This window comes from Schaalia suimastitidis DSM 15538, from assembly GCF_000429105.1.
GTDB classification, from domain to species: domain Bacteria; phylum Actinomycetota; class Actinomycetes; order Actinomycetales; family Actinomycetaceae; genus Pauljensenia; species Pauljensenia suimastitidis.
Genome location: NZ_KE386848.1, coordinates 77,740 through 102,713, shown reverse-complemented (window position 1 = coordinate 102,713; position 24,974 = coordinate 77,740). Strand labels below are relative to the sequence as shown.

General features: G+C 56.9%; 23 protein-coding genes. 1 reads left to right on the top strand and 22 read right to left on the bottom strand.

The window, feature by feature from the left end; translation table 11 throughout:
* Positions 1-13: 13 nt before the first annotated feature.
* Both G438_RS0107350 and G438_RS0107345 read right to left on the bottom strand, forming a co-directional pair.
* Positions 14-883 carry an electron transfer flavoprotein subunit alpha/FixB family protein gene (locus G438_RS0107350; RefSeq protein ID WP_026460763.1) on the bottom strand — a complete coding sequence of 290 codons (870 nt, stop codon included), beginning with the start codon at positions 881-883 and terminating at the stop codon, positions 14-16.
* Between the two features lie 16 nt (positions 884-899).
* Positions 900-1,661, bottom strand: coding sequence for an electron transfer flavoprotein subunit beta/FixA family protein (locus G438_RS0107345; protein ID WP_026460762.1), 762 nt, complete (start codon positions 1,659-1,661; stop codon positions 900-902).
* A 208-nt stretch (positions 1,662-1,869) separates the two neighbouring features.
* Between G438_RS0107345 and G438_RS0107340 the strand changes: the two genes are divergently transcribed.
* Positions 1,870-2,424: a TetR/AcrR family transcriptional regulator gene (locus G438_RS0107340; protein WP_240471027.1), complete on the top strand. Its 555-nt coding sequence runs from the start codon at positions 1,870-1,872 to the stop codon at positions 2,422-2,424.
* Here the strand turns inward: G438_RS0107340 and G438_RS0107335 are convergent.
* The 20 genes from G438_RS0107335 to atpA all read right to left on the bottom strand — a co-directional run bounded on the left by G438_RS0107335 (position 2,391) and on the right by atpA (position 24,938).
* Complete coding sequence (locus G438_RS0107335; RefSeq protein ID WP_026460760.1) at positions 2,391-3,050, bottom strand: MBL fold metallo-hydrolase; 660 nt, start codon at positions 3,048-3,050, stop codon at positions 2,391-2,393. The genes G438_RS0107340 and G438_RS0107335 overlap by 34 nt on opposite strands.
* 2 nt (positions 3,051-3,052) lie before the next feature.
* Positions 3,053-4,384, bottom strand: a complete 1,332-nt coding sequence (locus tag G438_RS0107330; RefSeq protein ID WP_026460759.1) for an MFS transporter — start codon at positions 4,382-4,384, stop codon at positions 3,053-3,055.
* 78 nt (positions 4,385-4,462) lie between these two features.
* The gene (locus G438_RS0107325; protein WP_026460758.1) at positions 4,463-5,338 is read right to left on the bottom strand and encodes a MaoC/PaaZ C-terminal domain-containing protein; all 876 of its coding nucleotides are present in this window, start codon (positions 5,336-5,338) and stop codon (positions 4,463-4,465) included.
* Between the two features lie 12 nt (positions 5,339-5,350).
* The gene (locus G438_RS0107320; protein ID WP_026460757.1) at positions 5,351-6,901 is read right to left on the bottom strand and encodes an AMP-binding protein; all 1,551 of its coding nucleotides are present in this window, start codon (positions 6,899-6,901) and stop codon (positions 5,351-5,353) included.
* A gap of 15 nt (positions 6,902-6,916) precedes the next feature.
* Positions 6,917-8,128 carry an L-carnitine CoA-transferase gene (caiB, locus tag G438_RS0107315; RefSeq protein WP_026460756.1) on the bottom strand — a complete coding sequence of 404 codons (1,212 nt, stop codon included), beginning with the start codon at positions 8,126-8,128 and terminating at the stop codon, positions 6,917-6,919.
* Between the two features lie 28 nt (positions 8,129-8,156).
* Positions 8,157-9,290, bottom strand: coding sequence for a crotonobetainyl-CoA dehydrogenase (caiA, locus tag G438_RS0107310; protein ID WP_026460755.1), 1,134 nt, complete (start codon positions 9,288-9,290; stop codon positions 8,157-8,159).
* A gap of 11 nt (positions 9,291-9,301) precedes the next feature.
* The gene (locus G438_RS0107305; protein ID WP_026460754.1) at positions 9,302-10,288 is read right to left on the bottom strand and encodes an alpha/beta hydrolase fold domain-containing protein; all 987 of its coding nucleotides are present in this window, start codon (positions 10,286-10,288) and stop codon (positions 9,302-9,304) included.
* A 22-nt stretch (positions 10,289-10,310) separates the two neighbouring features.
* Entirely contained in the window at positions 10,311-11,630 is a 1,320-nt protein-coding gene (locus G438_RS0107300; protein WP_026460753.1) for an MFS transporter, read from the bottom strand.
* Between the two features lie 408 nt (positions 11,631-12,038).
* Positions 12,039-12,935: a 4-hydroxy-tetrahydrodipicolinate synthase gene (gene dapA / locus G438_RS0107295; protein ID WP_026460752.1), complete on the bottom strand. Its 897-nt coding sequence runs from the start codon at positions 12,933-12,935 to the stop codon at positions 12,039-12,041.
* 169 nt (positions 12,936-13,104) lie between these two features.
* Entirely contained in the window at positions 13,105-13,941 is an 837-nt protein-coding gene (locus G438_RS0107290) for a tetratricopeptide repeat protein (RefSeq protein WP_420804723.1), read from the bottom strand.
* A gap of 21 nt (positions 13,942-13,962) precedes the next feature.
* Positions 13,963-14,955: a hypothetical protein gene (locus tag G438_RS0107285; RefSeq protein WP_026460750.1), complete on the bottom strand. Its 993-nt coding sequence runs from the start codon at positions 14,953-14,955 to the stop codon at positions 13,963-13,965.
* Positions 14,952-16,505 carry a hypothetical protein gene (locus G438_RS0107280; protein ID WP_026460749.1) on the bottom strand — a complete coding sequence of 518 codons (1,554 nt, stop codon included), beginning with the start codon at positions 16,503-16,505 and terminating at the stop codon, positions 14,952-14,954. Before G438_RS0107280 ends, G438_RS0107285 begins: the two co-directional genes overlap by 4 nt.
* A gap of 386 nt (positions 16,506-16,891) precedes the next feature.
* Positions 16,892-18,118 carry an N-acetylglucosamine-6-phosphate deacetylase gene (locus G438_RS0107270; protein ID WP_026460747.1) on the bottom strand — a complete coding sequence of 409 codons (1,227 nt, stop codon included), beginning with the start codon at positions 18,116-18,118 and terminating at the stop codon, positions 16,892-16,894.
* A 4-nt stretch (positions 18,119-18,122) separates the two neighbouring features.
* Positions 18,123-19,313 (bottom strand): DNA glycosylase AlkZ-like family protein, encoded by a 1,191-nt coding sequence (locus G438_RS11355; RefSeq protein WP_338054402.1) that lies wholly within the window; start codon positions 19,311-19,313, stop codon positions 18,123-18,125.
* Positions 19,314-19,408: 95 nt separating this feature from the next.
* Positions 19,409-20,098, bottom strand: coding sequence for an endonuclease NucS (nucS, locus tag G438_RS0107260; RefSeq protein WP_026460746.1), 690 nt, complete (start codon positions 20,096-20,098; stop codon positions 19,409-19,411).
* 40 nt (positions 20,099-20,138) lie between these two features.
* Positions 20,139-20,549: a DUF2550 family protein gene (locus G438_RS0107255; protein ID WP_131245835.1), complete on the bottom strand. Its 411-nt coding sequence runs from the start codon at positions 20,547-20,549 to the stop codon at positions 20,139-20,141.
* A gap of 71 nt (positions 20,550-20,620) precedes the next feature.
* Entirely contained in the window at positions 20,621-20,890 is a 270-nt protein-coding gene (locus tag G438_RS0107250; RefSeq protein WP_034285657.1) for a F0F1 ATP synthase subunit epsilon, read from the bottom strand.
* Complete coding sequence (atpD, locus tag G438_RS0107245) at positions 20,890-22,338, bottom strand: F0F1 ATP synthase subunit beta (protein ID WP_026460743.1); 1,449 nt, start codon at positions 22,336-22,338, stop codon at positions 20,890-20,892. The genes G438_RS0107250 and atpD overlap by 1 nt, the downstream gene beginning before the upstream one ends.
* A 26-nt stretch (positions 22,339-22,364) precedes the next feature.
* Positions 22,365-23,294 carry a F0F1 ATP synthase subunit gamma gene (locus tag G438_RS0107240; protein ID WP_026460742.1) on the bottom strand — a complete coding sequence of 310 codons (930 nt, stop codon included), beginning with the start codon at positions 23,292-23,294 and terminating at the stop codon, positions 22,365-22,367.
* A gap of 3 nt (positions 23,295-23,297) precedes the next feature.
* Positions 23,298-24,938, bottom strand: a complete 1,641-nt coding sequence (atpA, locus tag G438_RS0107235; protein ID WP_026460741.1) for a F0F1 ATP synthase subunit alpha — start codon at positions 24,936-24,938, stop codon at positions 23,298-23,300.
* Between the last annotated feature and the right edge of the window lie 36 nt (positions 24,939-24,974).

The following is a 24,974-nucleotide window of genomic DNA, read 5'->3' as shown; positions in this document are numbered from 1 at the left end:
GATTCTCCTTGGGTTAGGACAGGGCTGCGGTTAATGCGGGGACCACGTCGTAGAGGTCTCCTACGATGCCGTAGTCATTGATGCTGAAGATGGGGGCGTTTTCGTCGGAGTTAATGGCGACGACGACTTTGCTGCCCGCCATACCTGAGGTATGTTGCACCTGACCGGAGATACCGATGGCAACATACAGTTCAGGGGCGACGCGCATACCGGAGACGCCGATATAGCGATCTTTAGCCAGCCACGCATTGCCTTCCGCCAAGGGGCGGGAGCAGGCAAGTTCGGCGCCAAGTGCCTCCGCTAGGCGGCGAGCGAGATCCAGGTCCTCTTCATTTTTGAAGCCACGTCCGCAGGCGACAATACGGCGCGCTCCAACCAGGTTTGCTTCGGCACCATCTGAAGCGTTGACGGAAAGGAGCGTTGCAGGTAGCCCTTCACCCTGCTGGGTGCGAGCCGACACCGCATCTCCTTGCGTGGGGGCGCCGCCTTCGGCAAGAAATACGGCACCGTTGAAGGACACGGTCTCCTCAGTAATACCACCGAAACGTGACACAGTGGCGCTATTAGCGGTGATTGCGGAGGCACCGACGATCATTGGGAGGCCGAGGCGCGCGGCAGCAAAGCCTGCCAGGACGCGTTCAGCTGGGCGATCATTGGCGAGGATAACGTCACCGCCTGCCTGCGTGAGGACTTCAGCAACAACGGCACCGAAGGCCTCTGCAGGGGTCTGACCGGTGGGGATATGAATAAGGTCGTCAACCCCGGCCACCTGTGGTGCTTCGGGGGCAACCGCGACAACGGTGATGCGCCCACCAACTGTGCGACCAGTGTCAACAAGCTGAGCAATTGAAGCGGAAGTGGTAATAATCCAGGTATTGGTCATTGTCGTCAACCTACTTTCAGAGCACGCCTGCATTGCGCAGCGCATCAACGAGGGCCGTGGGGGCATCTGATCCAGTGAATACTTGACGGGCTCGGCTTGGTGCCGCTGGCTTTGCGCGCCCAGTAACGTCAAGGGTGACGCTGATCGTGTCAATATCTGCCAGCGGCACCTGTTCCAATGGTTTCTTTCCTGCTGCCAGGATGTCTTTCATACCTGGTACTTTCACCGCTTGCGCGTCGGTGGCAATTGCCACAACAACCGGACCGTTCACGGCAATGGTGCGTGTCCCACCAGCAGTACTTTGTGTGAGTGTCCACCCCTGATCGGACCGCTCAACGGCAGTGACTTCCTGGAAGCATGGCCACCCCAAGAAACCGGCGATCAGTGGAGGGACGATACGTCCGGCCTCGTCAATGGAGGAATCGCCGGCAAGCACGATATTGGCACCGTCAACGCGCGTAACAAGCGCCGCAAGTGCGGATGCTACCTGTGTGGCATTCCAGGTCGTGCACGCATCGTCGGCAACAACAACAGCACGATCAAGGCCCCGCGAAAGGGCCGCTTTCTTTGCCAGCGAGGACGCGATTTGCGTGGCCCCCACTGAGATACCCACCATCTCGGTGCCGCAGGTGTCGGCAAGACCCCGACCGACCTGGATGGCTACCGGATCGTATTCCGATACCGCAGCCTTCGCGCGGGACCAGTCCACGCTGCCGTCACTGCTAACGGTGGTGTCTTGAGGATTGGACGCGTATTTATACGCCACTACGATCGTCATCGTTACTCCTTCGTGTATCCAACTTTTTCTTTGTATTCCTCTGAAAGTGCGCCCGATGAGCAGTAGGCTTGGATAATTCCAGTGCTAAGCGCCATCGTGCGCCCTTTCGGAAGGTGGTTGTGTGATGTCAGCCCGGCCATGCTCGCACCCGGCGAAAGCGGGACGGCCCCGCGATCGCGAGCTTGAGTGTCGAGTGCACCGTGTTGCTTTGGATTTGTACGGCGAGGCTGGCTGGGCTGGCTTCAATATGTCGAAAGTTGCCCTGATGGCAGGGGTTGGCAAGTCGAGCCTGTATTCGCGCTGGGACTACAGTGATGTGCTCCTGCGCGACGCCTTCACCGCCTTGGTGCGCTGCCCTGGACCGCAAGGGGCAAGTGCGCGTGAGATTCTTGTTCACGAGGCCCGCTTCCGCCTCTGCGAATACCTGGGCCCGAACCGTCATGCGGTACGTCGTTTGTTTGTCGAGGCTCCCCACAGTGACGAACCTGTCCTGGGGGATATCTACGCCGACGTTTTCGTCCGTCCGCTGGCAAAGATTCGTGCACGCCTGTGGGAATTCAAATCGATTGGCGAGTTCCCCGCCCATGCGTCGGTGACACGTATGTTGGACGCAATTGAAGGCAGCGTGTTGATGCGAACCTTTTGCATCCCTGACGACTTTATTGACTGCTTCTTGCTGAAGGTCCCCGCCTATGTTGAGGACCTTGTGGACGACCAATTCCATCATGCTCATTCCCCCTCTCGCCAACTTGCCTTTAGCTGACGGCGAAGGTGCGCTGCGTAGCTGCGCAGCATTGCGCGTTCAACGCTGAGTTCTGTCGGCACTCCATGCCCGGGCAGCACCCAATACTCACCGGGGAGGGCCGCCAGTTTGTCGCATGAACTGCTCATCGCAGCGTCGTCGCCAAGTACCCACAGTGTTGATCCGATGCTCCCAGCAAAGAGCATGTCACCACTGAAAAGGTAGCGGGAGGTCTCATCAGCCAGGCAGATACTTCCTGGTGTATGGCCTGGTGTGTGTATCACGGTCAGGCTGTCACTTCCCCAGGTGAGAGTCTCACCCTCTTTCAGTGCCCTGTCGCATTGCGTGACCGCATAGTCGCTGCCTTCAAGGTCGAAGCCGGAACGGTGGGTATCAGCCATCCCGTCGACATCATCGACGCCACACGCCACCCAGGCTCCCGTTGCCTCGACAATTTCATTCACTGCTCCAATATGGTCGCTGTGGCAATGTGTGACGACGATGCCGATGGTGTCTCTGCCTTCAAGGGCGTCGAGGATATAGTCTGCCTGAGCGCCCGGATCGATGACCAGCGTGCCAGCCTCATTGGTCAGCAGGTAGCAGTTCGCTTGGTAACTTCCCACAACAAGGTGTTCGATCTGGTACATCGTTAACGTCCTCTGAAATCGACCGAGCCAGTTTGGGCTAGCGTGTAACCACGTGTTTCTGGCGCCCATATCACAGAAACGCCCAGGCCGAGGGCTGAGATTGCCGCACCAGCAAGCATGGTCATGGCGATGCCGTGGTCTTGGATAAAGGTGGGCAGTATGAAGATCGAAACGACGGTGCCAATGCGGCTAAATGCCATTGCGGCACCCATTGCCGTGGCCCGAATACTGGTCGGGAAGAGTTCATTGGGGTACAGCCATTCCAGGTTACCTGGCCCGCCTGACAATATGGCGTAAGAAATAAAGCAGGCCATCACGAGGCCCGTTCCAGCAAGCGGGAAGAAACCGATCACGGCTAATGCCAGGGTCATACCCGCGAAGCAGCCGATAATCAAGGGGCGGCGCCCAATTTTTTCGCACAGGTACATCGCGGGGAAGGTACCGAGCATGAAGAAAGTGCCGATCACCAGTTCACCGAGCAGTACATTACGGCCCTGCCCAAGCCCAACGGCTTCAATGATTTGCGGACCATAGGTGTAGAGGGCAAACATGGGGATGGCCTGGCATAGCCAGATGACGCCCACAAATAGGACACGTTGGAGGTACACGCCCTTAAAGATTTCGCCAACGCGGGTAGGTTCAGCCACCTCTTCTTCTGGCAGGTGCACGTGTTCACCCAGGGTTTCAAAGACGATGCGTTGGGCTTCTTCGGCACGCCCTTTCGACACAAGCCAACGTGGCGATTCAGGTACACTCCACCGGCCAAGGAGGATCAGCACGCAGGGGACGGCAGAGGAAGCCAGCATCCAGCGCCACCCGTGAGGCACCTCGACAAGCACCCATCCGACAAGCGCTGCGACGTTTGCTCCCAGATACCAGGCTGCAGCAATAATGCCCATTGCGGCGGCGCGGTAACGCTTGGGCGAAAACTCTGTAATCATCGACGTTGCGATGGGATAGTCCGCCCCGATGGCGACACCGATGAGGAAACGCAGGATGAGGAGGTGAATGGGACTGGTCACGACCGCACACAGCACAGACAGTATTGCAATGACAATGAGGTCAATAACGAACATTTTGCGTCGACCGATCAGGTCGGTCACCCATCCACCTAACGAAGCACCGAGGAAGAGACCGACAAGGGCGGCAACCCCCAGCAATCCACTCCACGTCGCGTCGAGGACAAGGTCGGTACCTAGTGCTCCCAGTGCCACACCGATAATGGACAGAACATAGCCTTCAAGGAATGGCCCGCCTGAGGAAAAGATAATGACTTTACGTAGCAAGGGAGTCATCTCAAGGTCTTCAAGATCAATACTCTTTGGTTCAGACATGCCACTATCCTTTCGTCGTTGCTCTGGTGCACTGGGAGTTGTCGGTGGCGACAATGAGGATGTCGCCACCGCAACCTTCTATCGGTATTCGATGATGCCCCAGTTCAGATGGGGTTTAGCGCCTGTCTCGTCGGCATCAACATCGACAAGGGCAAAACGCAATTCACCGTCTGCGACCTTCCACAGCCGTGTGGTCAGCGTGCTACCGGGGTGCACAGGTGAGGTGATACGTGTCTTAAAACGAGTAATACGTTCAGGTTCTCCAGGAACGAAGGCATTGATAGCGTGGCGCATCACCACACCTGCGTAGGAAATAGCGTGAAGTATTGGCCTGGGTTCCCCGTTTTCAGCCGCGTAATCCCAGTCAATATGCTGAGGATGATAGTCGCCGGAAAGACGGTAAATCAGTGCCTGATTTTCCGGGATCGTTTCGGTAACTTCCACGTCAGCGGCGCGCTCAGGCATCTCCACGATGTCTTTTGGCGGCGTCGGACCGCCCCAACCACCGTCATATATCAAGCAGTCCCACGACTCATTGGTAAAAAGCAGATTGCCGTCCGAATCGTAGGTGTCGCCGATATGCTGCGCCAGCAGACCCCTACCTTCCCCGCGGTCGTAGAGTCCTTCTAGGCGCACCATGGTTTCAAGGTGGTCACTCATCTTGGTGATGGGTTTGTGGAAGCGAATATCGAAGCCCCAGTGGAGTGAACCTGCGTAGTTGTAGCCGTAGTCGATTGTGCGGGTCACTTCCGAGTCGACGATGAGCATTGCGCCAAACATGGGCAGCACTTTAAGCCGCGGGTCACGTTCGTCTTTTTCATTGAGGTATTCAAGGCCATCTTTGCCATCGATCCCACATCCGCACCCCAAGGCGAAGAGTTCAAGGTCGCGGAATGTGTAGTCGCGAACAAAGGGTCCGAAGGTTTGTCCGACCATGTCGGTATTGATTGTCATGATGTACTCCTTTCACATCTGCGTGAGCAGGTTTTTCTTTACTTTTCCGTAGTTGCCTCTGGGTAATGCGTCAATGAAACGCACCTGGGTGGGGACTTTGTACGAGGCGAGGCGCCGCGCGCAGTAGGCGATAATTTCCTGGCTACTCAGCGCCGCGGTGTCTCGCACAATGTAGGCGCGCACTGCTTGTCCACGTACGTCGTCGTCGACGCCAACGACGGCGGCCTCGGCAATACCGGGCATCGACGTGAGGATATCTTCCACTTCAGCTGACGATATTGATTCGCCGTTGCGTTTAATGAGGTCAGTACGTCGGTCAACGAAATACACCCATCCGTGGCTGGTATAGGCATAGTCATGGGTGTTGTACCACCCGTCACCGTCAAGCACCTCACGGGTGCTTTCAGGGTCATTAAAGTAGCCTTTCATCAGTGACAGGCCTGCAACGCCGCGGATATGTAATTCACCGATCTCGTCATCGCCTAGGACATGCCCCTCCTCACCTACGATGCGCAGATCGTAGCCAGGACCAATGCGCCCGATCGATGGCCAACGGCGTTCACCATCGGCCTGGTCGGTAATCACGCCCACCAGCGTTTCCGTTGATCCGTAGTTATTGAGCAGGCGTACACCGTATCGCGCTTCAAAACGCTCCTTGTCCTGCGTACCGAGGGGCAGGAAGTAGTGCATATTTCGTACGCAGTGATCCTGTTCGTCCGCATGGGGTGGTTGGCGCAGGAGGGTAGTGACGATCATTGCCATCCCCTGGACCAAGGTGGCGCGGTGGTGACGCACCTGCGACCAGAAGCGTCGCGCGCTGTAGGAGCTCACGAGGATCAGTGTCGAGGCGGAGGTGAGGACCGGAGCCAGCGCCGAGAGCTGGAAATTCACACGGGCCGCAACCATCGTGGTGAGGTAACGGTCAGAGGCGTTCATATCCAGTTCCCAGTTCACGAAACGCCCTGAAAAGAGGATATTCGCGTGGGTAATCATCACACCTTTAGGGGCCGATGTTGTCCCCGAGGTGTAGAGGATTTCCACAACGTCGTATTCGTCGACGTCGGGCAACTCCCCCAGGGTCACCGGCTGTGCCTTCATCAGTGCGGCAAGTTCAGGCCACCGTTTCCCACTGTCCCCAATGACAATGACTTCATCAGGGATCGTGGACGTTTCGCGCAGAACATTGTCGATGAGGTGGGCGTGCAGGATGAGCGCACGCGGGTTGCATAGCTGCATGATGCGTGCGAGTTCCAGTGGTGGTGCCTGTGCCTCGACGGGCACCACCACTGCTCCCATTTTTGCCAATGCGACAAAGCAGGTAATGAACTCTACACAGTTGCCCAGATAAAGGACCACTTGATCGGACGCACCGATCCCGCGAGCACGCAAGGCATGGATGCAACGCGTGACCTCATCGTCGAATTCAGCGTAGGTGTACCGGCGCACGACTGCACTGTCGCAGTCTTCGTGGACGAGGAACTCGTGGTGGGGACGTTGGCGTACCAATGCGTCCCACAGGGCGCCCACTGTGGTCGCCTTATCCACTAATCCCATGCCGGTCATTGCGGTGTCGTCCTCCTAGTTCGTCTTAACGGTGCCTGAGGCGATAAGTGCGTCAATGGCCTCGTCACTTAGTCCTGCGCGGCGCAAAACGTCGCGGGTGTCTTCGCCAAGGGCCGGCATTGGCCGCCAAAAGGCCCCAGGATTGCGCGCAAATTTGGGGAAGGTATTCAAACCTTTCACCGTTTGACCTGCGGCGTTTTCCCATTCGATGAAGCATTCGCGGGCTTTGACATGCTCAGCGTCGAGGATATCGCCGAATTCATTGACAACTTGGGCAGCGATGCGGTGGGCAACAAAGTCGGCCTGTACATCGTATTTGGATTGGGTTTTCAGGTATGCCTCTAGGGTGTCTTGGATCAGGTCGGCCTTGGGGCCTGATAGCCACAGGGCGGAGGTGTCCTCGGGGTATTCGTCGGTACCCCACAGGTCTCCCAGGCCAATGGTTTCCAGCAGATACTTGTTTTGAGGCACGCCGTACAGGCACAGGCCAATATATCCGTCGCGACATTCGTAGATGCCAATGCCGCACAGGTTTTGATGGCGGGCACCAGGACGCGGGTAGGTGATCCCTGCGTTCATATAGTCCATCATGTAGTAGGTGCCGACCCGCAGCAGGGTTTCATACATTGCGAGGTCAATACTTTCCCCTTCCCCGGTGATTGCCACACGATGTAGTGCGGCAAGGGATGAGGAAATAATCATCAAGGAGTTAATGTAGTCACCCAGGTAGGGGGAGATATTCATCGGCTGATCAACAGTGCCGTTTTGGGCGACAATACCGGCGTATGCGGCAACCGTAAGGTCGTAGGCTGCGGAATTGACCTGGGTGTCGTCGCCCCACTGCCCAAAGCCTGACACATGCACAATGACGAGTTTCGGGTTGATTTCCCAGAGGAACTCATCAGTAATGCCTTTGCGCGCATACATGGGCCCTTTAGATGATTCGATGAAAATATCGGCGTCTTTGACGATGGCGCGCAACGCTTCTTTGCCGTCATCGGTGAAGGGATTCATCGAAATGGACCGCATATTGCGGCGCTCCATTTCTTTGACCCAGGTGGTATCTCGCATGGAGTCGCCAGTCCAGATATTTTCAATCCAGGTCACATCTGCGCCCCATTCACCCATGATGGCGGCCGCAGTGGGGGCGGCAATTTCGACAGCAGAATAGACGACTTTCACGCCGTCAAGGACACCAAATGATGGCTTTTGGGTTGGGAGTGCCACGGGAGTTCTCCTTTCGTCCTCGGTGGCATTAGCGGTAGTCATATAGGGCCGAGCGACCCGCTGCGAGGATCATCATTTCGTCGGTGCCGCCCGAGATACGGTCCACGCGCAGGTCACGGAAGAAGCGTTGGACACGGTGTTCACCGGTGATACCAACACCAGCCAGTACCTGCAGCGCGTCGTCAACTACGTCAAAGGCGGCGTGTGCGCAGTAGTACTTTGCCATTGAGCAGTCGCCACGCGAAAGCAAACCATTGTCATGTTTCCACGCGATTTCGTAGAGCATATTGCGCATATTGGTCAGGCGGATCTTCATTTCCGCAAATTTCAGCTGGATCAACTGGTGGCGAGCAATTGCCTGCCCACCTTGTACACGCTGGTTAGCGTATTTTGCGGCGTCCTCGAACGCGCAGTAAGCCTGCCCGTAGTTCGTCAGCGCGACAAGGAAACGTTCAAGGTCGAAGTCGGCGACGCCTCGGCGGAATCCGTTGCCTTCAGTTCCAAAGAGGTCTTTTTCTTCGAGTTCAACATTGTCGAAGTAAATGTCGCAACACGAGTCCATGCGCAGGCCAAGTTTGTTGAGCGGCTCTTTGGTGATACCTGGCAGGCTCATATCGACAAACCACTCAGTGTAGGTGTCCATATTGTCGCTGTCGCGAGCCATAACTACCAGGTACGGCACGTGAAGGGAGGAGGTAATGAAGGTTTTGTGGCCGTTGAGGTAAACCTTGCCGTCCTTACGCGTATATGTGGTGCGCATGTCGTCCCACGAGGAGCCTGCGGAGGGTTCCGTCATCGCGTAGTTGAGCATCTGTTGGCCGCTGCCAACAAAGGCCAGGATCTTTTCTTTCTGCTCATCACTGCCTTCACGGATCACCGTATCCCAGCAAGGCAGTTGGTAAAGCACATAGGTTGGCCCTCCTTCTTTACCCAGTGTCTCGTAGGCGGCGGTCAAGGTCACCCAGTCGGCACCAAGTCCGTCGTATTCTTCAGGCAAAAGGATGCGGTCAAAACCCAGTTCACAGATTGCTTGAGTCCATTCAATGGGGTACTCATGCTTTTCGTCGCACTCGTGGAAATATTTTTCCCACGCCCGTGAGCGCATCAATTCTGTGAAAGCATCGACCATGAGTTGCTGGTCTTCATTAAGTGAGAATTCCATTGTTGTACGTCCTAATCGGTTATGCGGGCGGGCATGAGTGGGTTGTGCGTCTCGAAATAGGTGGCTGCTTCCTGTAGCGCCGCCATTGAGTCATCCAGCATCTTTGAATGGTGAAGGAATCCGTGGAGTACGCCACTAAAAGTACGCAACACATTGGGCACGTCAGCCATCGACAGGATTTGTGCCAGTGCACGCGAATCGTCATACAGCGGATCAAGATCAGCGCCAACGATGAAACAGGGACCGATACCGACACTGAAATCATTGGCGAGGACGTTAAAGAGTGGGTGATCCACATCTTCGCTTGTCCTGAGGTAGGCCTCCAGGTACGAGGCGTAGTCCTCCTTGGTCAAACCATCCCAGCTTCCTCCAAGCAGACGCTGCGTGACGGAGTCTTTTAATCCGTAAGCACCGTAGAACAGCAGCATCGTGCGCGCTGGTGGTAGCTCCGCCTCGTCACGCAGCTTCAATGCAAGCGCGCAGGCCATATTCGCACCAGCAGAGTCGCCTGCGAAACTGAAATCCTCCGCATTCAGACCCCATTGGTCGGCGTGAGCGTGCACATAGGTGACGACGTCACAGCATTGTTCAATTTGGTGCGGAAATTTCGCTTCTGGTGCGAGGGTGTAGTCGATGCTGAGGACTGCAGCGCCTGTGAGGTGGCACAGTGTGCGAGTAATACGGTCATGGGTGTCGACATCGCCGATCATCCATCCGCCGCCGTGCAGATACACAATCCACGGTAGTGCACGATCAGTGTGGTCGCGGTAGTGCCTCACACGCACTTGCCCATGTCGCGTGGGCACGGTGACATCGCGCGTCCACGCCACGTCGGGCCCGCCTTCATTCCAGAAGCGACGTTCAGTCCGGTAGGCCTGTCGGAGCTCTTCGATACTTTGATCGGTGGAGTAGGCGTCAGCGGCAAGTTCGTTCTGTTTGGCAACAACCTGCCCCATTTGCTCTTTCCACATATGGGGCACATCTAGTTTATGACTCATCGTGCACTACCTCGTGTGATTGTTACTGAGCAGGTGCTGTGGCGGCTTTGGATTTCTTTACGTAAATCACCAGTGCCACGGCGCACAGGGTGGCGATCACTGCCGATCCGGCAAGGATCATGAAGATCTGCGTGTAGGCCACCTGCGGGGTGTCAATATTGGCATCGCGAATCTGTCCGAACCAGATGTAAGAGAAGGTGTCGGGCAGGAAGCCGATGACTGAAAGCAAACCTGTTGCCGTACCGAAGATTGTCAATGGCACGCGACCCTCTGTCAGCTGACTTGAGACGATGCCGAAGACGCCGTTGGCGACAAAGCCAAGGAGGATGGCAAGGCCGGCGGCAACAATAACCAACGCAGTATTGGCTGGCATGATCACGAAGGCACCCAGACCGATGGCGGCGATCACAGAGCCAACGGCAATAACCTTCGAGGGTGAGCCGACCATTTCTGCGATTGCACCAAAGATTGGTCCTGAGAGCAGGGTAATGCCGTATGTACGGATCACGCTGATGAGGGTGACCACGCCGATCGAGGCGCCCATAATGTCGGTCATGTAGCCGGTGGTTTGTGTGACACCGGTGTAGAAGAAGTAGACGAAGAAGAGCGTCAATGCTGCCAGCCACACGACAGGGTTCGCCAGTGCGGCGCCCACCTGTTTGACGTTGAACGCGCCCGCGTCTTTGTCGAATTCGCCCTCGAAGCGTGGGATAAAGAGGAAGGAGAGCACACCGAGGAGCATGATGACGCCACCAAGCACAATGAGGAGTGTGCGCATTGGGGCAATATCAGAGGAAATAAAGTGCGTGATAATCCACGTGTTAACAAGGCCAAGAAGCAGGCCCGCTAAACCATAGATACCGTAGGAAATACCGATATTTCGCGAGTAGGCATCTTCTTCAGAGATCAGTCGGACCAGTTTGAAACGGATACCCCACCATATGAGGATCGTGCTGATACCCATGCCGATGAAGATACCGATGAGGGTTTCGCGGGATGGGAACACAGCGTAGTACCAGGTAAGGAGCGCGGTCAGGCTGAAGCCTACCCACGCGAGGGTACGTACACGCACACGGTCAGCGACGATACCTGATGGTAGGTAACAAATCAGCGCGGTCCATGCGTAGGCGGATAGGAACAGGCCCATATCGGTTTGTACGGTGTCGGCCTGGGAGATGCCTGCGGCGATAAGTGCATCGCCGAGAGGTTTGTCGAATACGTAGCGTAAATATGCTGGGGAGTAAATAATCGAGCTTCCCATTGACACCAGAATCAAGAGGAAAACTCGGTGCAGGCGGCTGAGATCAGCAGCTTTTCGTTCCTGCCTGAGTGAGCTCAACACGTAGGTCACCTTTCATCACTGATGGTTACGGCTTTGGGTTTACCAAAACACGAGCTTCTTTGTTCGCCCTTTAGTAAACAGTGGTAAATATTTGATTTACCACCCGTAGGTACGGCACTACAGGCACAGAGAGCCATCAATTTCAAATAGCCCCTGACCTCGACATTACTGTCGAATGCCTATAAAAACTCTAAACACCGACACCCGAGCAGCCTTAGGACAGCAGTCCCGAAAAAGGGACGGTGGTTTTTGGACTACTTTGGTCCAAAAACAGCTTCCCTTGAAAGTCTGCGAAAAAGAGAGCTACGCCACCGTTTCGGACCTCTTTCGTCCGTTATTAGTGAGCGCTGACACGCCCACCGCTACAGCACCAATAGGCCCATAGTGACGGCGCCGCCTGGTCCATCGCTACAGCAGATCAGCAGCCTCCAGTGCCCGTTTCAAGGCAGAAATGTCGTCGTCACTGGGTTGGACCAACGGCAGACGCACCGTTGGCGTGTCAATGCGACCTTGAAGATATACCGCCCACTTGGCCATCACCGCACCCTGCCCACTACTCATAATGGCCGACACCAGTGGACGTAGACGATGAGACAGTTCGCGGGCCTCCCACACCTGATCATTATCAAGGAGTTGAATCATCTGCCTGTAGTGCGATGCTGCCACATGAGCAACGACGGAGATGAAACCGGAGGCGCCACCAGTCATCCACGCATAATTCAGGCCGTCATCGCCCGAGTAATATTCCAATCCTGTACGTCGAGCACGTTGCACACCCTGCTCGACGTTACCCGTCGCATCTTTCACCGCCCAAATGCGTTCATGCTGCGCCAATACATCAAGGGTGTCATCTGAGAAGGCAAGGCCTGTACGCCCCGGAATGTCGTACAGCATAATGGGAAGGTCCGTTGCCTGGGCAATTGCAAGAACATGAGCCCGCAGCCCTTCTTGCGAGGGTCGGTTATAGTAAGGCGACACCACAAGTAAACCGTGAGCACCACATTCCTGTGCACCTTGTGCGATGCGCACAGCATGCGCCGTATCATTCGAGCCCGCACCACAGATAATCATGGCACGGTCCCCCACCGCCTCAACAACAGCCTTCGTTAAGTCGTTTTTCTCGGGCTGGTGGGTTGTCGGCGACTCACCCGTCGTCCCTGATAAGACGATGGCATCGCATCCGTCATCAACAAGGGACGTAGCGAGGCGCACTGCTGAATCAACATCGAGACTGCCATCGCGGTGAAATGGTGTCACCATCGCGGGCGCAAGGGACCCGAAACGCCTAGGAGGTATATGGCTCATGGGCCGAGCATAGTCCGCCACGACACGACACGGCAGCAGCGTCCAACAGATAACCTCATGAGGGTAGGTACACGCACCACCTCAACCACTACATCGACTCACTGCTGCCTGGACACGTGCTGCGGTGGCAGCGTCGAGGTGGTACAGCAGGCGCAGCCGCACGCCGTCACTAGATCATCAACAATGTGGTGAGCTGCCTGCGGGCACGACGCACCTCATCAGTGTTACCAGCAACACGGAAGAGATCCAACAGTCGAGTCCGCAGCTGATCGCGGTCCTCAGGAGCAGCCTCACGCATTGCCGTTAACAGCACCTCAAAGGCTTCATCGTGCGCACCTGCCGCAAAGAGGGCGTCTGCAGTAGCCTCAGGATCATCCGCAACCTGCGCACGCGCAGCACGCTGAGCCAACCGCACACGCGCCACCTGAGCTTTGGCCGCCTCGTCGCGCGGGTTGAGTTCAATAAGCTTTTCCCACAGTGCGATGGCATGGTCCAAGTCACCTGCCTCTTCTGCACGCAGGGCCGGAAGGTGTTCCTCAGGCGTGGGCGGCGCAGTATCTGCTTCGTTGACGGCAACGCGTGCCGAGGCGCCCATCTGTTCCGCTGCTTCACGCAGCTGAGCAAGTAGTGGGCGTATCTGCTCCTTCGACGCGCTCCCTTGGAGCATTGGAACTGGACGTCCCCCAATCAATGCCACCACAGCAGGAAGTGCCTGGATTTGGAAAGCCTGAATAACTGCTGGCGTCTTTTCTACGTCGATCGTCACCAGCTGGAAATTGCCAGCACCTTCACGTGCAAGGTCTTCCATCGTGTCGAGGACGCTGCGAGATTCCAGCGCTTGGGCTGCCCACATGACGATGACGACAGGCAGAGCCTGAGACGTCGCAACCACATCATCAAAATTACTTTCATCTGCTGTGGTGATCAGCGGAATATTGAGGTAGACCTCTTGCTTAGCGGCTGGAGCATGTCCCATATTCATGGGGTCAGTCGATGACACCGTCATTTCCTCCGTATTTGGCATCGATCAGTCAGGACTGGTGGATTCGTCAACGGCAACCGATTCAAGTACCTGCTCAGCGCCGACGACTGAGATCGTACCGCCTGCCTGCGCGCTTGGCACAAGGAAAAGCACCGTGGTGAGGTAGTTGGCGACCGCACTTCCTTTCACGCCTGGATCCTCACCAGGCGCAAGCGCAGCCGTCGCACCGCTCAGACGCAAGTTGCTTCCTGCAACGGTGCGCGCATAGGTCAACGTATAGGTGAAACTTGCACTGACCAGAGCTGAGCCATTTTCTAGTACCACACCCGAGATCGGCAGGTCTGACAGCTGCGCACCTGCAGTCACCGAGCCGCTAGCTTGGACCGACTCGTTAAGTTTATTGACATCACTTCGCATCTTCGATGTGAATTCATCAGCACCGAAGACTTCATTGGATTCTGCGCCACTGTTGATGAGTTCAACATAGCTCGCGAGCGTTTCCTCTGGGGTGCGCACAAAGCCTTCTGATGTGCCTTGAACAGTGTTGGAACCCACTTGGATATTGGGAATGGTGAACTCGGTACCGCCTAAAAGGCGAACCCACGACTGCAGGCGATAGGACGATCGGGCATCGTTTTGAACGAAAATGAAGGCTGTGGGCAGACCCGAATCGCCAACCGAACCGATACTGACCATAGTCCGCGGCCATGTTTGAGAGTCGGTAACGGCAATATTGTCACCTAATAGGGTCAAATGCGGCACGGGTGTCCCCACGGCGCTTTGGAGTCCATATTGGGCTTTGCGCATCCGCAGCGCAGGGTCACCAAAACGAGCCGAAAGACCCGTGGCATCTACAGCAGTGTCGGCAGCATCAACGACCGTCTGCGTGTCAGCAATCAACGTTTCAATACGGCTGCGGTCAATGACAGGTCCAGCAACGGCTGCTTGGGGCACCGGTGCAATGAGGTCTTCACTTGCACAGGCACTCAATGCCAGGGCCGAGGCAAGTACGGCGGCTGTGGCAGCAGCTTTCCTCATGGCTGGCCTCCTTTATTGCGACGGTCCTTCCACGCGGCCATCATGGACGACCATGTACCTGAAGGCTTATCCGTGTCAGTGGCGGACTCAGTGTCACCAGAATCGCCCACAATGGGGATTAGCCCCGTGTCGAACTCTTTACCGTCGATGATGATCCGGTCTTTGCCCTGTTCGCGCGCTTCACGCAGGGCGCGACGACTGGGCAATACCGCGCCAGGGCGCACCGCACTCAAATCAATGATGCCAGTGTCGGTGGGAACCTTCTCTGGAGGATCTTCATCAGTGACATGACCCAAGCCGTGACGACCAATGGAGGGCTGCTCTATGGCCTCTTGACTGTTCTGGCCTGCGTACGCCTCGCTGTTCTGATAGCCATCGGCACGATAGTCATCGCCATTGGCTTCATCTTCATGCAGCGCAGATGCCTCTGATTCCGTGTCGTTGAAGGGTATTTCGTCTTCGACGGTGCCATCTAATTGGGGATCCATGGCGCCTGGTACGAACACTGCAGTGTCGTCCCAGTGGGCAAGAGTCCCGTCATCGACTGTTTGCGAATTGTCATCGATGTGCGCGTCGCTGTCATATTCGTGCGGAGGCAACGCTTGGAGGTCTGCGTGGTCTTGGCTTGCCTCGTCGAGGGTGTTGTCAGCAAATGCTGCTCCGTCTAGGAATGCCTCGTCCTTCACTGCTCCGTCCAGCGCAATCTCGTCCTGTGCATCCTGGACCTGGAACGCCTCGTTTTGCGCAGACTCCGCTGACTCCCCTTCATCCTGCACAGTATCTGCATCGTGATCAGCCAATGCCTTACTACTCCATGCCGAGGAGGCACCGGCCCTGCGCCATGTCAACAGCGCGAGGATCACAGCAATAAGCGCAAAAACGCTCGCTAGTGTGAAGGCAGCAATGGCAAGGACATTGGTACGGGGCGTACGCCACACAATCTCCACCTGGAAATCTGCTGATGTACCATCGGTGGCAATCAGGAGAGATTTACCAGCACCAATATCAGATACGGTCATCGTGGCGGTGCCTGTGGCGGCAACCTCCTGTATCCACATATCCGAAGCGATGGCCGAGGCGGTGCTGGCCTCGGGGGTCGTCTCCTCGGTTGTTGCTGCCTCCGTAGTGGCGGCGTTGTCCGTGGCGGCACTATCAGTGGATTCGGTCTGAGTCTCTTGCGTCGTTGTCGTGGATTCTTCGGCAGGTGTCGCTGCAGCGTGATCTTCCACCTTGAGGCTTGTGCGGTCTGCGCCAATGCCGACAACTTCGGTGTAGGCAGAGGTAGCCACCCATCCGGCAACATCGGTTGTTGAACCGAGCGCAATGGCGACAGGCCCTCCCGTTGACGAGGTGGCTGTGACGGTTGCCTCACTGGAAATCAACGTAAAGACGCCATCACGCGTGGTGATATACGGCGTAGTTGCTGCGGTAGTGGCGCGAATTTCCTGCGCTGGACGCAGAACTGTCAACGCGAGGATCCCAACAATGAGACACACGATGGTCAGTGCAGCAACGACAATGGAAGCTGAATACTGCCTCAGGCGCTCCACAAGTCCTCCTACGGGAATATGAATACTATCTTTTTAACGATACGGCTTAGGAGGGCGTGAGTAAACCGGGACGCGATGGAACTGCGCACATTATGAACGCGGACGAAGCTTACGTCGCCAACAATCACTGTGCCAGTGTCGGCGTGCATCCGGCCCTGATTCCTGTCCCCACGGCGTCTGTTCTGGCCAAGCCACGACATGAGCATGGCCCGGAAGAATCGCCTGTAAACAACCTGGACAGGTGTAACTTTTCGATGCCGAACGCAGATGTTGAACCTGATATATCAACCCGTCAGGTCCAATTTCGCTATGCCGAATGGCGGCGATGCGCGCCGCGTCGAAAGTCGGATGTTCCTTGTTCCACGGCCTCTTAGCCGAACGTCGTTTCATTGAACGATACGTCCGCGATGCCACACGGCGACAGGATGCAACGTGTCATCAACAAGGACCGCATCGGCGTAGCTGCCGACCTCAAGGTTTCCAATGTCGGTGCGCCCAAGGATACGGGCACCACTGACTGTCGCCATGTGGACGGCGTCGGCAAGCGGGATACCTGCCTGCTCAACGGCAACACGCACACAGTCTATGAGGTGTGCCGTTCCACCTGCGATAGATTCGCCTTCAGCTAGGCGGGCAATACCATCTTTGACGATCACCGCTTGAGGACCCAGTTGGTAGTGCCCATCCTCCATACCGGCAGCGGCCATTGCGTCGGTGATGAGTACGCAGGCATCGCGTCCCACGGTCTCCCACACTCCACGGACGATCGCTGGGTCAAGATGAACATTATCGCAGATCATCTCCAAAATAGCGCCGCCCCTGGCAGCATCAGAAACGAATTCCATAATGGGACCGGGGTCGCGGTGATGCAAAGGACGCATCCCATTAAATAGGTGAGTGATTGTGGCATGAGCTGAGCGTCGCACACGCGTATCAGCGCTGGCCAAAGCCTCGCGCGAATATTCCAGGGCAGCACGCGCATGTTCAGGGGCCGCATCGGTATGTCCCCACGACGGCAAGGCCCCTCCTTCAATAAGGACCTGTGCAACGGAGCCCGGTCCATAGGATTTGTCCTTTTCCGGTGCAAGGGTCATCGTTACCACGTGGCCACCGCCCGCTGCGATGAGCTCACGTGTGAGCTGCGGATCTGGGGCAATGATGTAGGTAGGGTCCTGAGCACCTTTGCGTTCATGTGAGACGAAAGGTCCCTCAAAGTGGATACCGGCAAGGTCACCCGAATCACACAGCTGGGCAAGGAGCGCACCACGCGCACGCAGGATATCTGCTGATGCGGTAACGCAAGATGCCACCAGCGACGTCGTCCCATGGCGACGGTGTTCCATCACTGCCACCATGGCCTGTTCGCGATTAAGCGCATTGGGGAAGGATTCGCCGCCGCCGCCATGACAGTGCACGTCCACCAGACCGGGCAGTAGTGTGCCATCCATCGGCTGGGTCTGGTTAATGGCGTCACACAGGTGAGGGTGTGAGGCCGTTACTTGTGTGACACTACCCGAAGCGACGATGCGGTCACCGTGAAAGATTAAAACGCCGTCGTCAATCAGGTCGTCACCAAGGAGAAGTGCTGCGCGTAATACCGTGTCGTTTCCCATACCCCTATTGTGCTCCTTTTTGCGTATTTTCCGAAGCGATCACGCGCGCTACTGCATTTTCGAGGCGGGCCGAGGCTGGTTGCCCCTGTGCCCACAGCACACCAGCTGAGGGGGGATTCACCGCCACCACCCGGCCTCGATCCACAATGATGGGGCGGAACATGCCGTTTTTCGACGGACATATCAGACGCTCCCCCGCCTCGTCAGTAAGACACGTGCGATCCTTATACCCCACATGAAGCTCATCGAAGGACGGCAACGCAATGGTGGTCTCAACCGCCTTACGCTGCTCGCTCAGTAAATCGGGCAGATCTGCACGTAAATACAGCCCGTGCTCACGCACGTGGCGCGCAGAAGGCGGATGAGAATCTGCAACCAGGGCACTACCCTCCTCGTTCATGCGCATCCTGACCAATCCTTCGCCATCTGAACGTGTCAGCGCAGCTTCCAAAGCCGTCACGCATACACCAACGGGTAACCCGCTCCAGCGCGCCAAATCATCAGCGGAGATGGGACCATGCCCCGCGGCATAACGGTACGCAATCTCAACCAGCGCTGCCTGGTGCCCCGCCTGCCCGTGCCGCACCCCCTGGCCGCCACCGGGTCCACTGGTTTCATCGGGTAGTGGACGTGCGTCGATAAGCAAATGCTCATTGCTACCGGTGGGTCCCTGAACAACTAAACCTTTAAGGTGCAGCAAAAATATCAAGTGACGCCGTGACCATGAAACCTCAAAAGATTGAGTCATATCGGCACCTTTAGGCGTTTTCACACCACGAGGAATCAGGTTATGCTCTTCAAAAAGCGCCACTGCCTGCGCGCGTGTCAAAGCCCCCTGATCGGCCATGCGCTCCCACAGCAATTCGGCAGCGCGCGCAACCGTACCACTGCCAAGTAGTGGGGTTGTTTGTTCAGAGGAACGCAGCCACGCCTCGTACCTGTGAGCCAAAGCGGCGCGCAACCAATGATGGTCAGCGGCAGTTGTGATATGCACGGTCCCACGCATAGGCCACGAGCGCACTAAAAGGCCTTGATCAAAAGCCGCAGCAATATCATCACGACTGGCCCCAGGGCAGCGCACAGCGATAGCGGGGGAAATTGAACTCACCTGCTGTCCTTGGATGGCCAAGAGGCGCTCCACCGCGTTTGCAGGACTGGCCGCAGCCGTGGCCGGGGAAAGTCCCAAGGCGATCATCCGCATATACGACAACTCCCGTAAGAATCGTCGGCTCTTCGCGCGTTGCGCAAGTGTCGTCGGGGCCAAAGCTGCCCTACTTTCCAGCCGTCGGCTTAAAACAGGCGTGAATCCGGATCGTCAAAGCCACGCATAGCGTCATAGTCAAGGACCAGGCACTCAATGCCACGGTCCTGGGCAAGGATGCGGGCCTGTCGCGTAATTTCCTGGGCGGCAAAAATACCCCGCACACCGTCAAGGAGTGGATCACGGCCCAGAAGATGCAGATATCTAGTGAGTTGTTCAACGCCGTCAATACCGCCACGGCGCTTCACTTCAATAGCGACCGGCAGTCCTTCATGATCGCGCACCATCAAGTCAACCGGCCCGACCGGCGTAGGATGTTCACGGCGCACAAGCTCCCATCCTTTCCCAAGGATTTGAGGTACTTGTTCCGCAAGGAGTTCCTGCAGGTGTGTCTCCACGCCATCTTTGACAAGGCCAGGGTCAACCCCCAGGTGATGGCTGATATCGTCAATAATCTCGTGAATGCGAATAACCAGACGGTCGTCTGTTTTCGTTGCCTCCACCGTCCAAATTTGCGTGACATCATCGGCTTCAGGGGCATCTTCGACAACCAGGCGGCATGGCGCACTCATCCAGTTCAGGGGCTTATATGATCCGCCGTCAGAATGAATGAGAACCGACCCGTCGCCCTTGACCATAATGACGCGGGGTGCCGGATCCAGGTGAGCACTGAGACGTCCAGAGTAGTCAACAGTACACGTAGCAATTACAAGACGCACGGGCTGAGACTACCAGTCCCTCGGTGACTTTGCCGAGTCATCATCGCCGCAGCGAAGGTGGGCCAGACTCAATCCAGGACACCAAGGCGTTGTACGACTGCGGTTCAATAAGGAGTTCCAAACGCTCGTCGCCAGCGGCGATACGCACCTCTACGACACTTCCGTCACTGCTATGCGGTTGCGGTGAGTGTACCTCCAAACTGTGACGTGGGAATGTGTAGACAGGTTTATTTGACAGAGCAACAAGGCGGTACCAGGTGAGTGTATCGACACCAAATAGGCCTACCCCTGAGGTCCACCCCGATTGCGTGTCGGGACGACTCCAACAGCGGAAGGCGCCCACCTCATTAGATAGTCGGCGCGCACGCACATTGAGATACACCCATACAGCCAGTGCCGGAATGAGGATGGCCAGCAGCACCCAAAAGACGATATCGAGGAAATTTCCCACTTGTACCACCTCTTTGCGTAATCAACCGTATACAAGGGCGGGCGAAGCCGAAGCCTCGCCCGCCGACCTCTTTAGGCCACAGTACCCCTATTGGCGACAACCGTCACGAAATCGGAGTCAACGGAAACAAATCCGCCATCGACGTCAAAGGTTTTCCGCCCCTGGTCGGTATCAACCAGCACCTCACCATGAGCAAGCATTGCCAACAGTGGTTGCCGACCGGGAAGGATACCCAAGGACCCGTCACAGGCTGGTACCTGCACCTGAGTGCATGCACCATGCCACAGGCGGCCCTCACGCGTGACCACTTCAAGCTGAAGTTTTGGCGTTGTGGCAGCCATCAGGCATCCTTTTGCAGTTCATGCCAAGCACGTTCCAGATCTTCAATACCACCGATATTGAAGAAGGCCTGCTCAGGCACCTTATCGTAGTAGCCTTCGGCGATGCGTTTGAAGGCCTCGATAGTTTCTGACAGCGGAACCGTCGATCCGGGCACACCAGTGAATTTCTCTGCCATGTAGGTGTTTTGCGACAGGAACTGCTCAATGCGACGTGCGCGCGCAACGGTGATCTTGTCCTCTTCAGAGAGCTCGTCCACACCGAGGATGGCGATGATGTCCTGCAGTTCCTTGTTTTTCTGCAGAATCGCTTTGACGTGGGTGGCCACGTCGTAGTGCTCGCGACCAACCAGCGCAGGGTCCAGGATTCGCGAGGTCGAAGCCAGCGGATCCACCGCCGGGTACAGGCCACGCGAAGCAATCTCACGGCTCAGTTCCGTGGTCGCGTCCAGGTGGGCGAAGGTCGTGGCAGGAGCCGGGTCGGTGTAGTCGTCGGCAGGCACGTAAATTGCCTGAAGTGACGTGATCGAGTGTCCACCAGCGGAGGTGATGCGCTCCTGGAGTTGCCCCATTTCGTCGGCAAGGTTCGGCTGGTATCCCACAGCCGACGGCATACGGCCCAGCAGCGTGGACACTTCTGAGCCAGCTTGGGTGAAACGGAAGATATTGTCGATGAATAGGAGCACGTCCTGATGCTGCACGTCGCGGAAGTACTCTGCCATGGTCAAACCAGTCAGAGCAATGCGCAGACGCGTGCCTGGCGGCTCATCCATCTGGCCGAAGACCAGGGCAGTCTTGTCAAAAACGCCTGCTTCTTCCATTTCGACGATGAGGTCGTTACCCTCACGGGTGCGCTCGCCCACACCAGCGAATACAGAGACACCGCCGTGATCCTGGGCTACTCGCTGAATCATCTCTTGGATGAGGACGGTCTTACCCACGCCCGCGCCACCGAAGAGACCAATCTTGCCGCCCTGCACGTAGGGGGTAAGCAGGTCGATGACCTTGATGCCAGTCTCGAACATCTTCGTGCGTGCTTCAAGCTGGTCGAAGGCAGGAGGCTGGCGGTGGATCGGCCAGCGCTCCGTGACCTCCAGGACTTCCCCTTCTTTCAGATTGAGGGGTTCACCGGTGACGTTGAATACGTGGCCTTTGGTGACATCGCCGACAGGCACGGTGATCGGGGAACCCGTGTCACGCACCTGCGTACCGCGAACGAGGCCGTCGGTAGGCTTGAGGGCGATGGTGCGCACCAGGTTGTTGCCCAGGTGTTGGGCAACCTCCAGTGTCATGGTGAAACGACCTTCACCTTCCCCTTGGCCAGATAGGTCCACGTCAACGTGAAGGGCGTTGTACAGCGGCGGAATTGAATCCGGCGGGAACTCGACGTCGACGACAGGGCCGACCACTCGCGCGACGCGACCGGTGCCGCCAGCAGATGTGTTGCTCATGTCTTTCTTCTCCAAATGCGCGGGCCTTAGCCCTGTACCAATGCGTCGGCCCCACCGACGATTTCGCTGATTTCTTGCGTAATCTCCGCCTGACGGGCCGAGTTGGCCAGGCGCGTGTACTTCGTAATGAGTTCTTCGGCGTTATCGGTTGCCGTATGCATTGCGCGTTGACGTGCCGCGAGCTCAGAGGCAGCCGATTGCAGCATGACATTGTGAATGCGACTGCCCACATACAGTGGCAAAACGGCGTCAAGAACCACCTCAGGCGAGGGTATGAACTCATACTCTGGGAAGGTGTCATCGACGTTATCGGCAAAGCCCCGTTCTGTGGTCCGTTCGACATCTGAACTGGGCGCATCCACGACCGTCAGCGGAAGCATCTGCCGGATTTCCGGCACCTGACTCACCATGGTCTTGAAGCGCGTGTAGACGAGGTGCACCTCGGATACGCCTTCGGTGGTTGACGGATCCAAAAAGCGATCCAAAAGGAGCTGCGCTATTTCCTTTGAGGTGTCAAGGGAGGGGGAATCCGACTCACCTTCCCAGGCGTATTCGATGTCGATTCCGCGGAAGCGGAAATACGATTGTGCACGTCGGCCACTGGTGTAGAGCACGGGTTCTTTGCCTTCGTCACGAAGACGCGTCAGCAGCCTTTCGGTTTCACGCAGGATCGTCGCCGAATAGGCGCCTGCCATACCGCGGTCTGAGGCAATAACGAGCACGGCAACCCGTGGTGTGTCTTCCCGTTCGCGAGTGAGAGGGTGGTCAACATCCGTATGGACCGCCACTGCTGCAACCGCCTGAGTAAGCGCCTTTTCATAAGGACCAAGCTCAGTGGCTGCACGTCGCGCTGCGCCGATCCGCGAAGCTGCGATCATTTCCATCGCACGGAAGACCTTACCCAGCGTCCGCGTTGCCGCGATTCGCTGTTTGTAGATCCTCTGCTTGCCGCCCATCTATCAGGCCTTCCCTCCAGCGCGAGCGCGTGTAATTTCCTCGCGGGAGTACTCAGCCTCCACCTCGGCATCGTCGGTATCAGCAGTCATGCCACGGCCGCCGCTGAGCCACTGATCGTGGAAACGACCCACCTGCTCTTTCAGCTCTGCTTCCGTTTCGTCGCTGAGCTGGCCTGTTTCTTTAATGGTGGCAAGAACAGTAGAGTTGGCCCGCAGGTGATCCAGTAATGCCTTTTCGAAGGGCAAGACGTCAGCGACGTCAAGGTCGTCAAGATACCCGTTGGTGCCAGCCCAAATCGAGGCCACCTGGTCCTCGACCTGGTAGGGCGAGTTCTGTGGCTGCTTGAGCAGTTCCATCAAGCGTTCGCCGCGCGTAAGCTGACGGCGCGTCACCGGGTCAAGGTCCGAGGCGAACATCGCGAAGGCCGCCATCGAGCGGTACTGCGCAAGGGTAAGTTTGAGTGTACCGGCAACCTTCTTCATCGCTTTGATCTGTGCGGCGCCACCTACGCGGGACACGGAGATACCCACGTCAACGGCAGGACGCTGGTTCGCATTGAAAAGATCGGATTGAAGGAAGATCTGTCCGTCGGTGATAGAAATGACGTTGGTGGGAATATAAGCTGACACGTCATTGGCTTTGGTTTCAATCACCGGCAGGCCAGTCATAGACCCTGCGCCCAATTCATCGGAGAGCTTGGCGCAGCGCTCTAGCAGACGCGAATGCAGGTAGAAAACGTCACCGGGATATGCTTCACGGCCCGGCGGACGACGCAGAAGCAACGACACCGCACGGTAGGCCTCGGCCTGCTTGGAAAGGTCGTCAAATATGATCAGGACGTGCTTACCGGCATACATCCAATGCTGCCCAATCGCACTGCCGGTGTACGGTGCCATGTACTTGTAGCCAGCAGGATCCGATGCCGGGGAGGCAACGATCGTGGTGTACTCCATGGCGCCAGCATCTTCCAGAGTGGAGCGCACGGCAGCAATGGTCGACCCTTTTTGTCCCACTGCCACGTAGATGCAGCGAACCTGTTTGCTTGGGTCGCCGCTCTTCCAGTTGTCGCGCTGATTCAAGATCGTGTCGATCGCAATGGCGGTCTTACCTGTTTGACGGTCGCCAATGATGAGCTGGCGCTGGCCGCGCCCAATCGGAATCATCGAGTCAATGGCTTTGAGGCCTGTCTGCAGTGGCTCATGCACCGATTTACGTGCCATCACGCCGGGGGCTTGAAGTTCCAGCGCACGACGACCGTCGATATCGGTGATGTCGCCCAGGCCGTCGATAGGACGGCCGAGCGGGTCAACTGTGCGCCCAAGGTAGCCGTCGCCCACGGGAACCGATAGGACTTCTCCAGTGCGGTGAACCTGCTGACCTTCTTCGATACTGCCGAAGTCACCAAGGATCACGGCGCCAATTTCGCGCTGGTCAAGGTTCATCGCCACGCCCAAGGTACCGTCCGCGAAGCGGAGCAGCTCATTGGCCATGGTGCCGGGCAGGCCTTCAACGTGGGCGATGCCGTCAGCGGTCTCGGTAACGTGACCAACTTCTTCGCTGGCAAGTTCCGAGGGGCGGTAGGACTCGGTGAATGAGTCCAGGGCAGCCCGGATCTCGTCGGGACTGATAGTCAGATCAGCCATTGAGCGTTCCTTCGTGTTGTATGTGGGTGAAAATAA

Bases quoted from the DNA above. Each gene is read 5' to 3' on its own strand.
- G438_RS0107350 (WP_026460763.1), bottom strand. From the start codon at position 883: ATGACCAATACCTGGATTATTACCACTTCCGCTTCAATTGCTCAGCTT.
- G438_RS0107345 (WP_026460762.1), bottom strand. From the start codon at position 1,661: ATGACGATCGTAGTGGCGTATAAATACGCGTCCAATCCTCAAGACACC.
- G438_RS0107335 (WP_026460760.1), bottom strand. From the start codon at position 3,050: ATGTACCAGATCGAACACCTTGTTGTGGGAAGTTACCAAGCGAACTGC.
- G438_RS0107330 (WP_026460759.1), bottom strand. From the start codon at position 4,384: ATGTCTGAACCAAAGAGTATTGATCTTGAAGACCTTGAGATGACTCCC.
- G438_RS0107325 (WP_026460758.1), bottom strand. From the start codon at position 5,338: ATGACAATCAATACCGACATGGTCGGACAAACCTTCGGACCCTTTGTT.
- G438_RS0107320 (WP_026460757.1), bottom strand. From the start codon at position 6,901: ATGACCGGCATGGGATTAGTGGATAAGGCGACCACAGTGGGCGCCCTG.
- caiA (WP_026460755.1), bottom strand. From the start codon at position 9,290: ATGGAATTCTCACTTAATGAAGACCAGCAACTCATGGTCGATGCTTTC.
- G438_RS0107305 (WP_026460754.1), bottom strand. From the start codon at position 10,288: ATGAGTCATAAACTAGATGTGCCCCATATGTGGAAAGAGCAAATGGGG.
- dapA (WP_026460752.1), bottom strand. From the start codon at position 12,935: ATGAGCCATATACCTCCTAGGCGTTTCGGGTCCCTTGCGCCCGCGATG.
- G438_RS0107290 (WP_420804723.1), bottom strand. From the start codon at position 13,941: ATGACGGTGTCATCGACTGACCCCATGAATATGGGACATGCTCCAGCC.
- G438_RS0107285 (WP_026460750.1), bottom strand. From the start codon at position 14,955: ATGAGGAAAGCTGCTGCCACAGCCGCCGTACTTGCCTCGGCCCTGGCA.
- G438_RS0107270 (WP_026460747.1), bottom strand. From the start codon at position 18,118: ATGGGAAACGACACGGTATTACGCGCAGCACTTCTCCTTGGTGACGAC.
- G438_RS11355 (WP_338054402.1), bottom strand. From the start codon at position 19,313: ATGATCGCCTTGGGACTTTCCCCGGCCACGGCTGCGGCCAGTCCTGCA.
- G438_RS0107250 (WP_034285657.1), bottom strand. From the start codon at position 20,890: ATGGCTGCCACAACGCCAAAACTTCAGCTTGAAGTGGTCACGCGTGAG.
- atpD (WP_026460743.1), bottom strand. From the start codon at position 22,338: ATGAGCAACACATCTGCTGGCGGCACCGGTCGCGTCGCGCGAGTGGTC.
- G438_RS0107240 (WP_026460742.1), bottom strand. From the start codon at position 23,294: ATGGGCGGCAAGCAGAGGATCTACAAACAGCGAATCGCGGCAACGCGG.
- atpA (WP_026460741.1), bottom strand. From the start codon at position 24,938: ATGGCTGATCTGACTATCAGTCCCGACGAGATCCGGGCTGCCCTGGAC.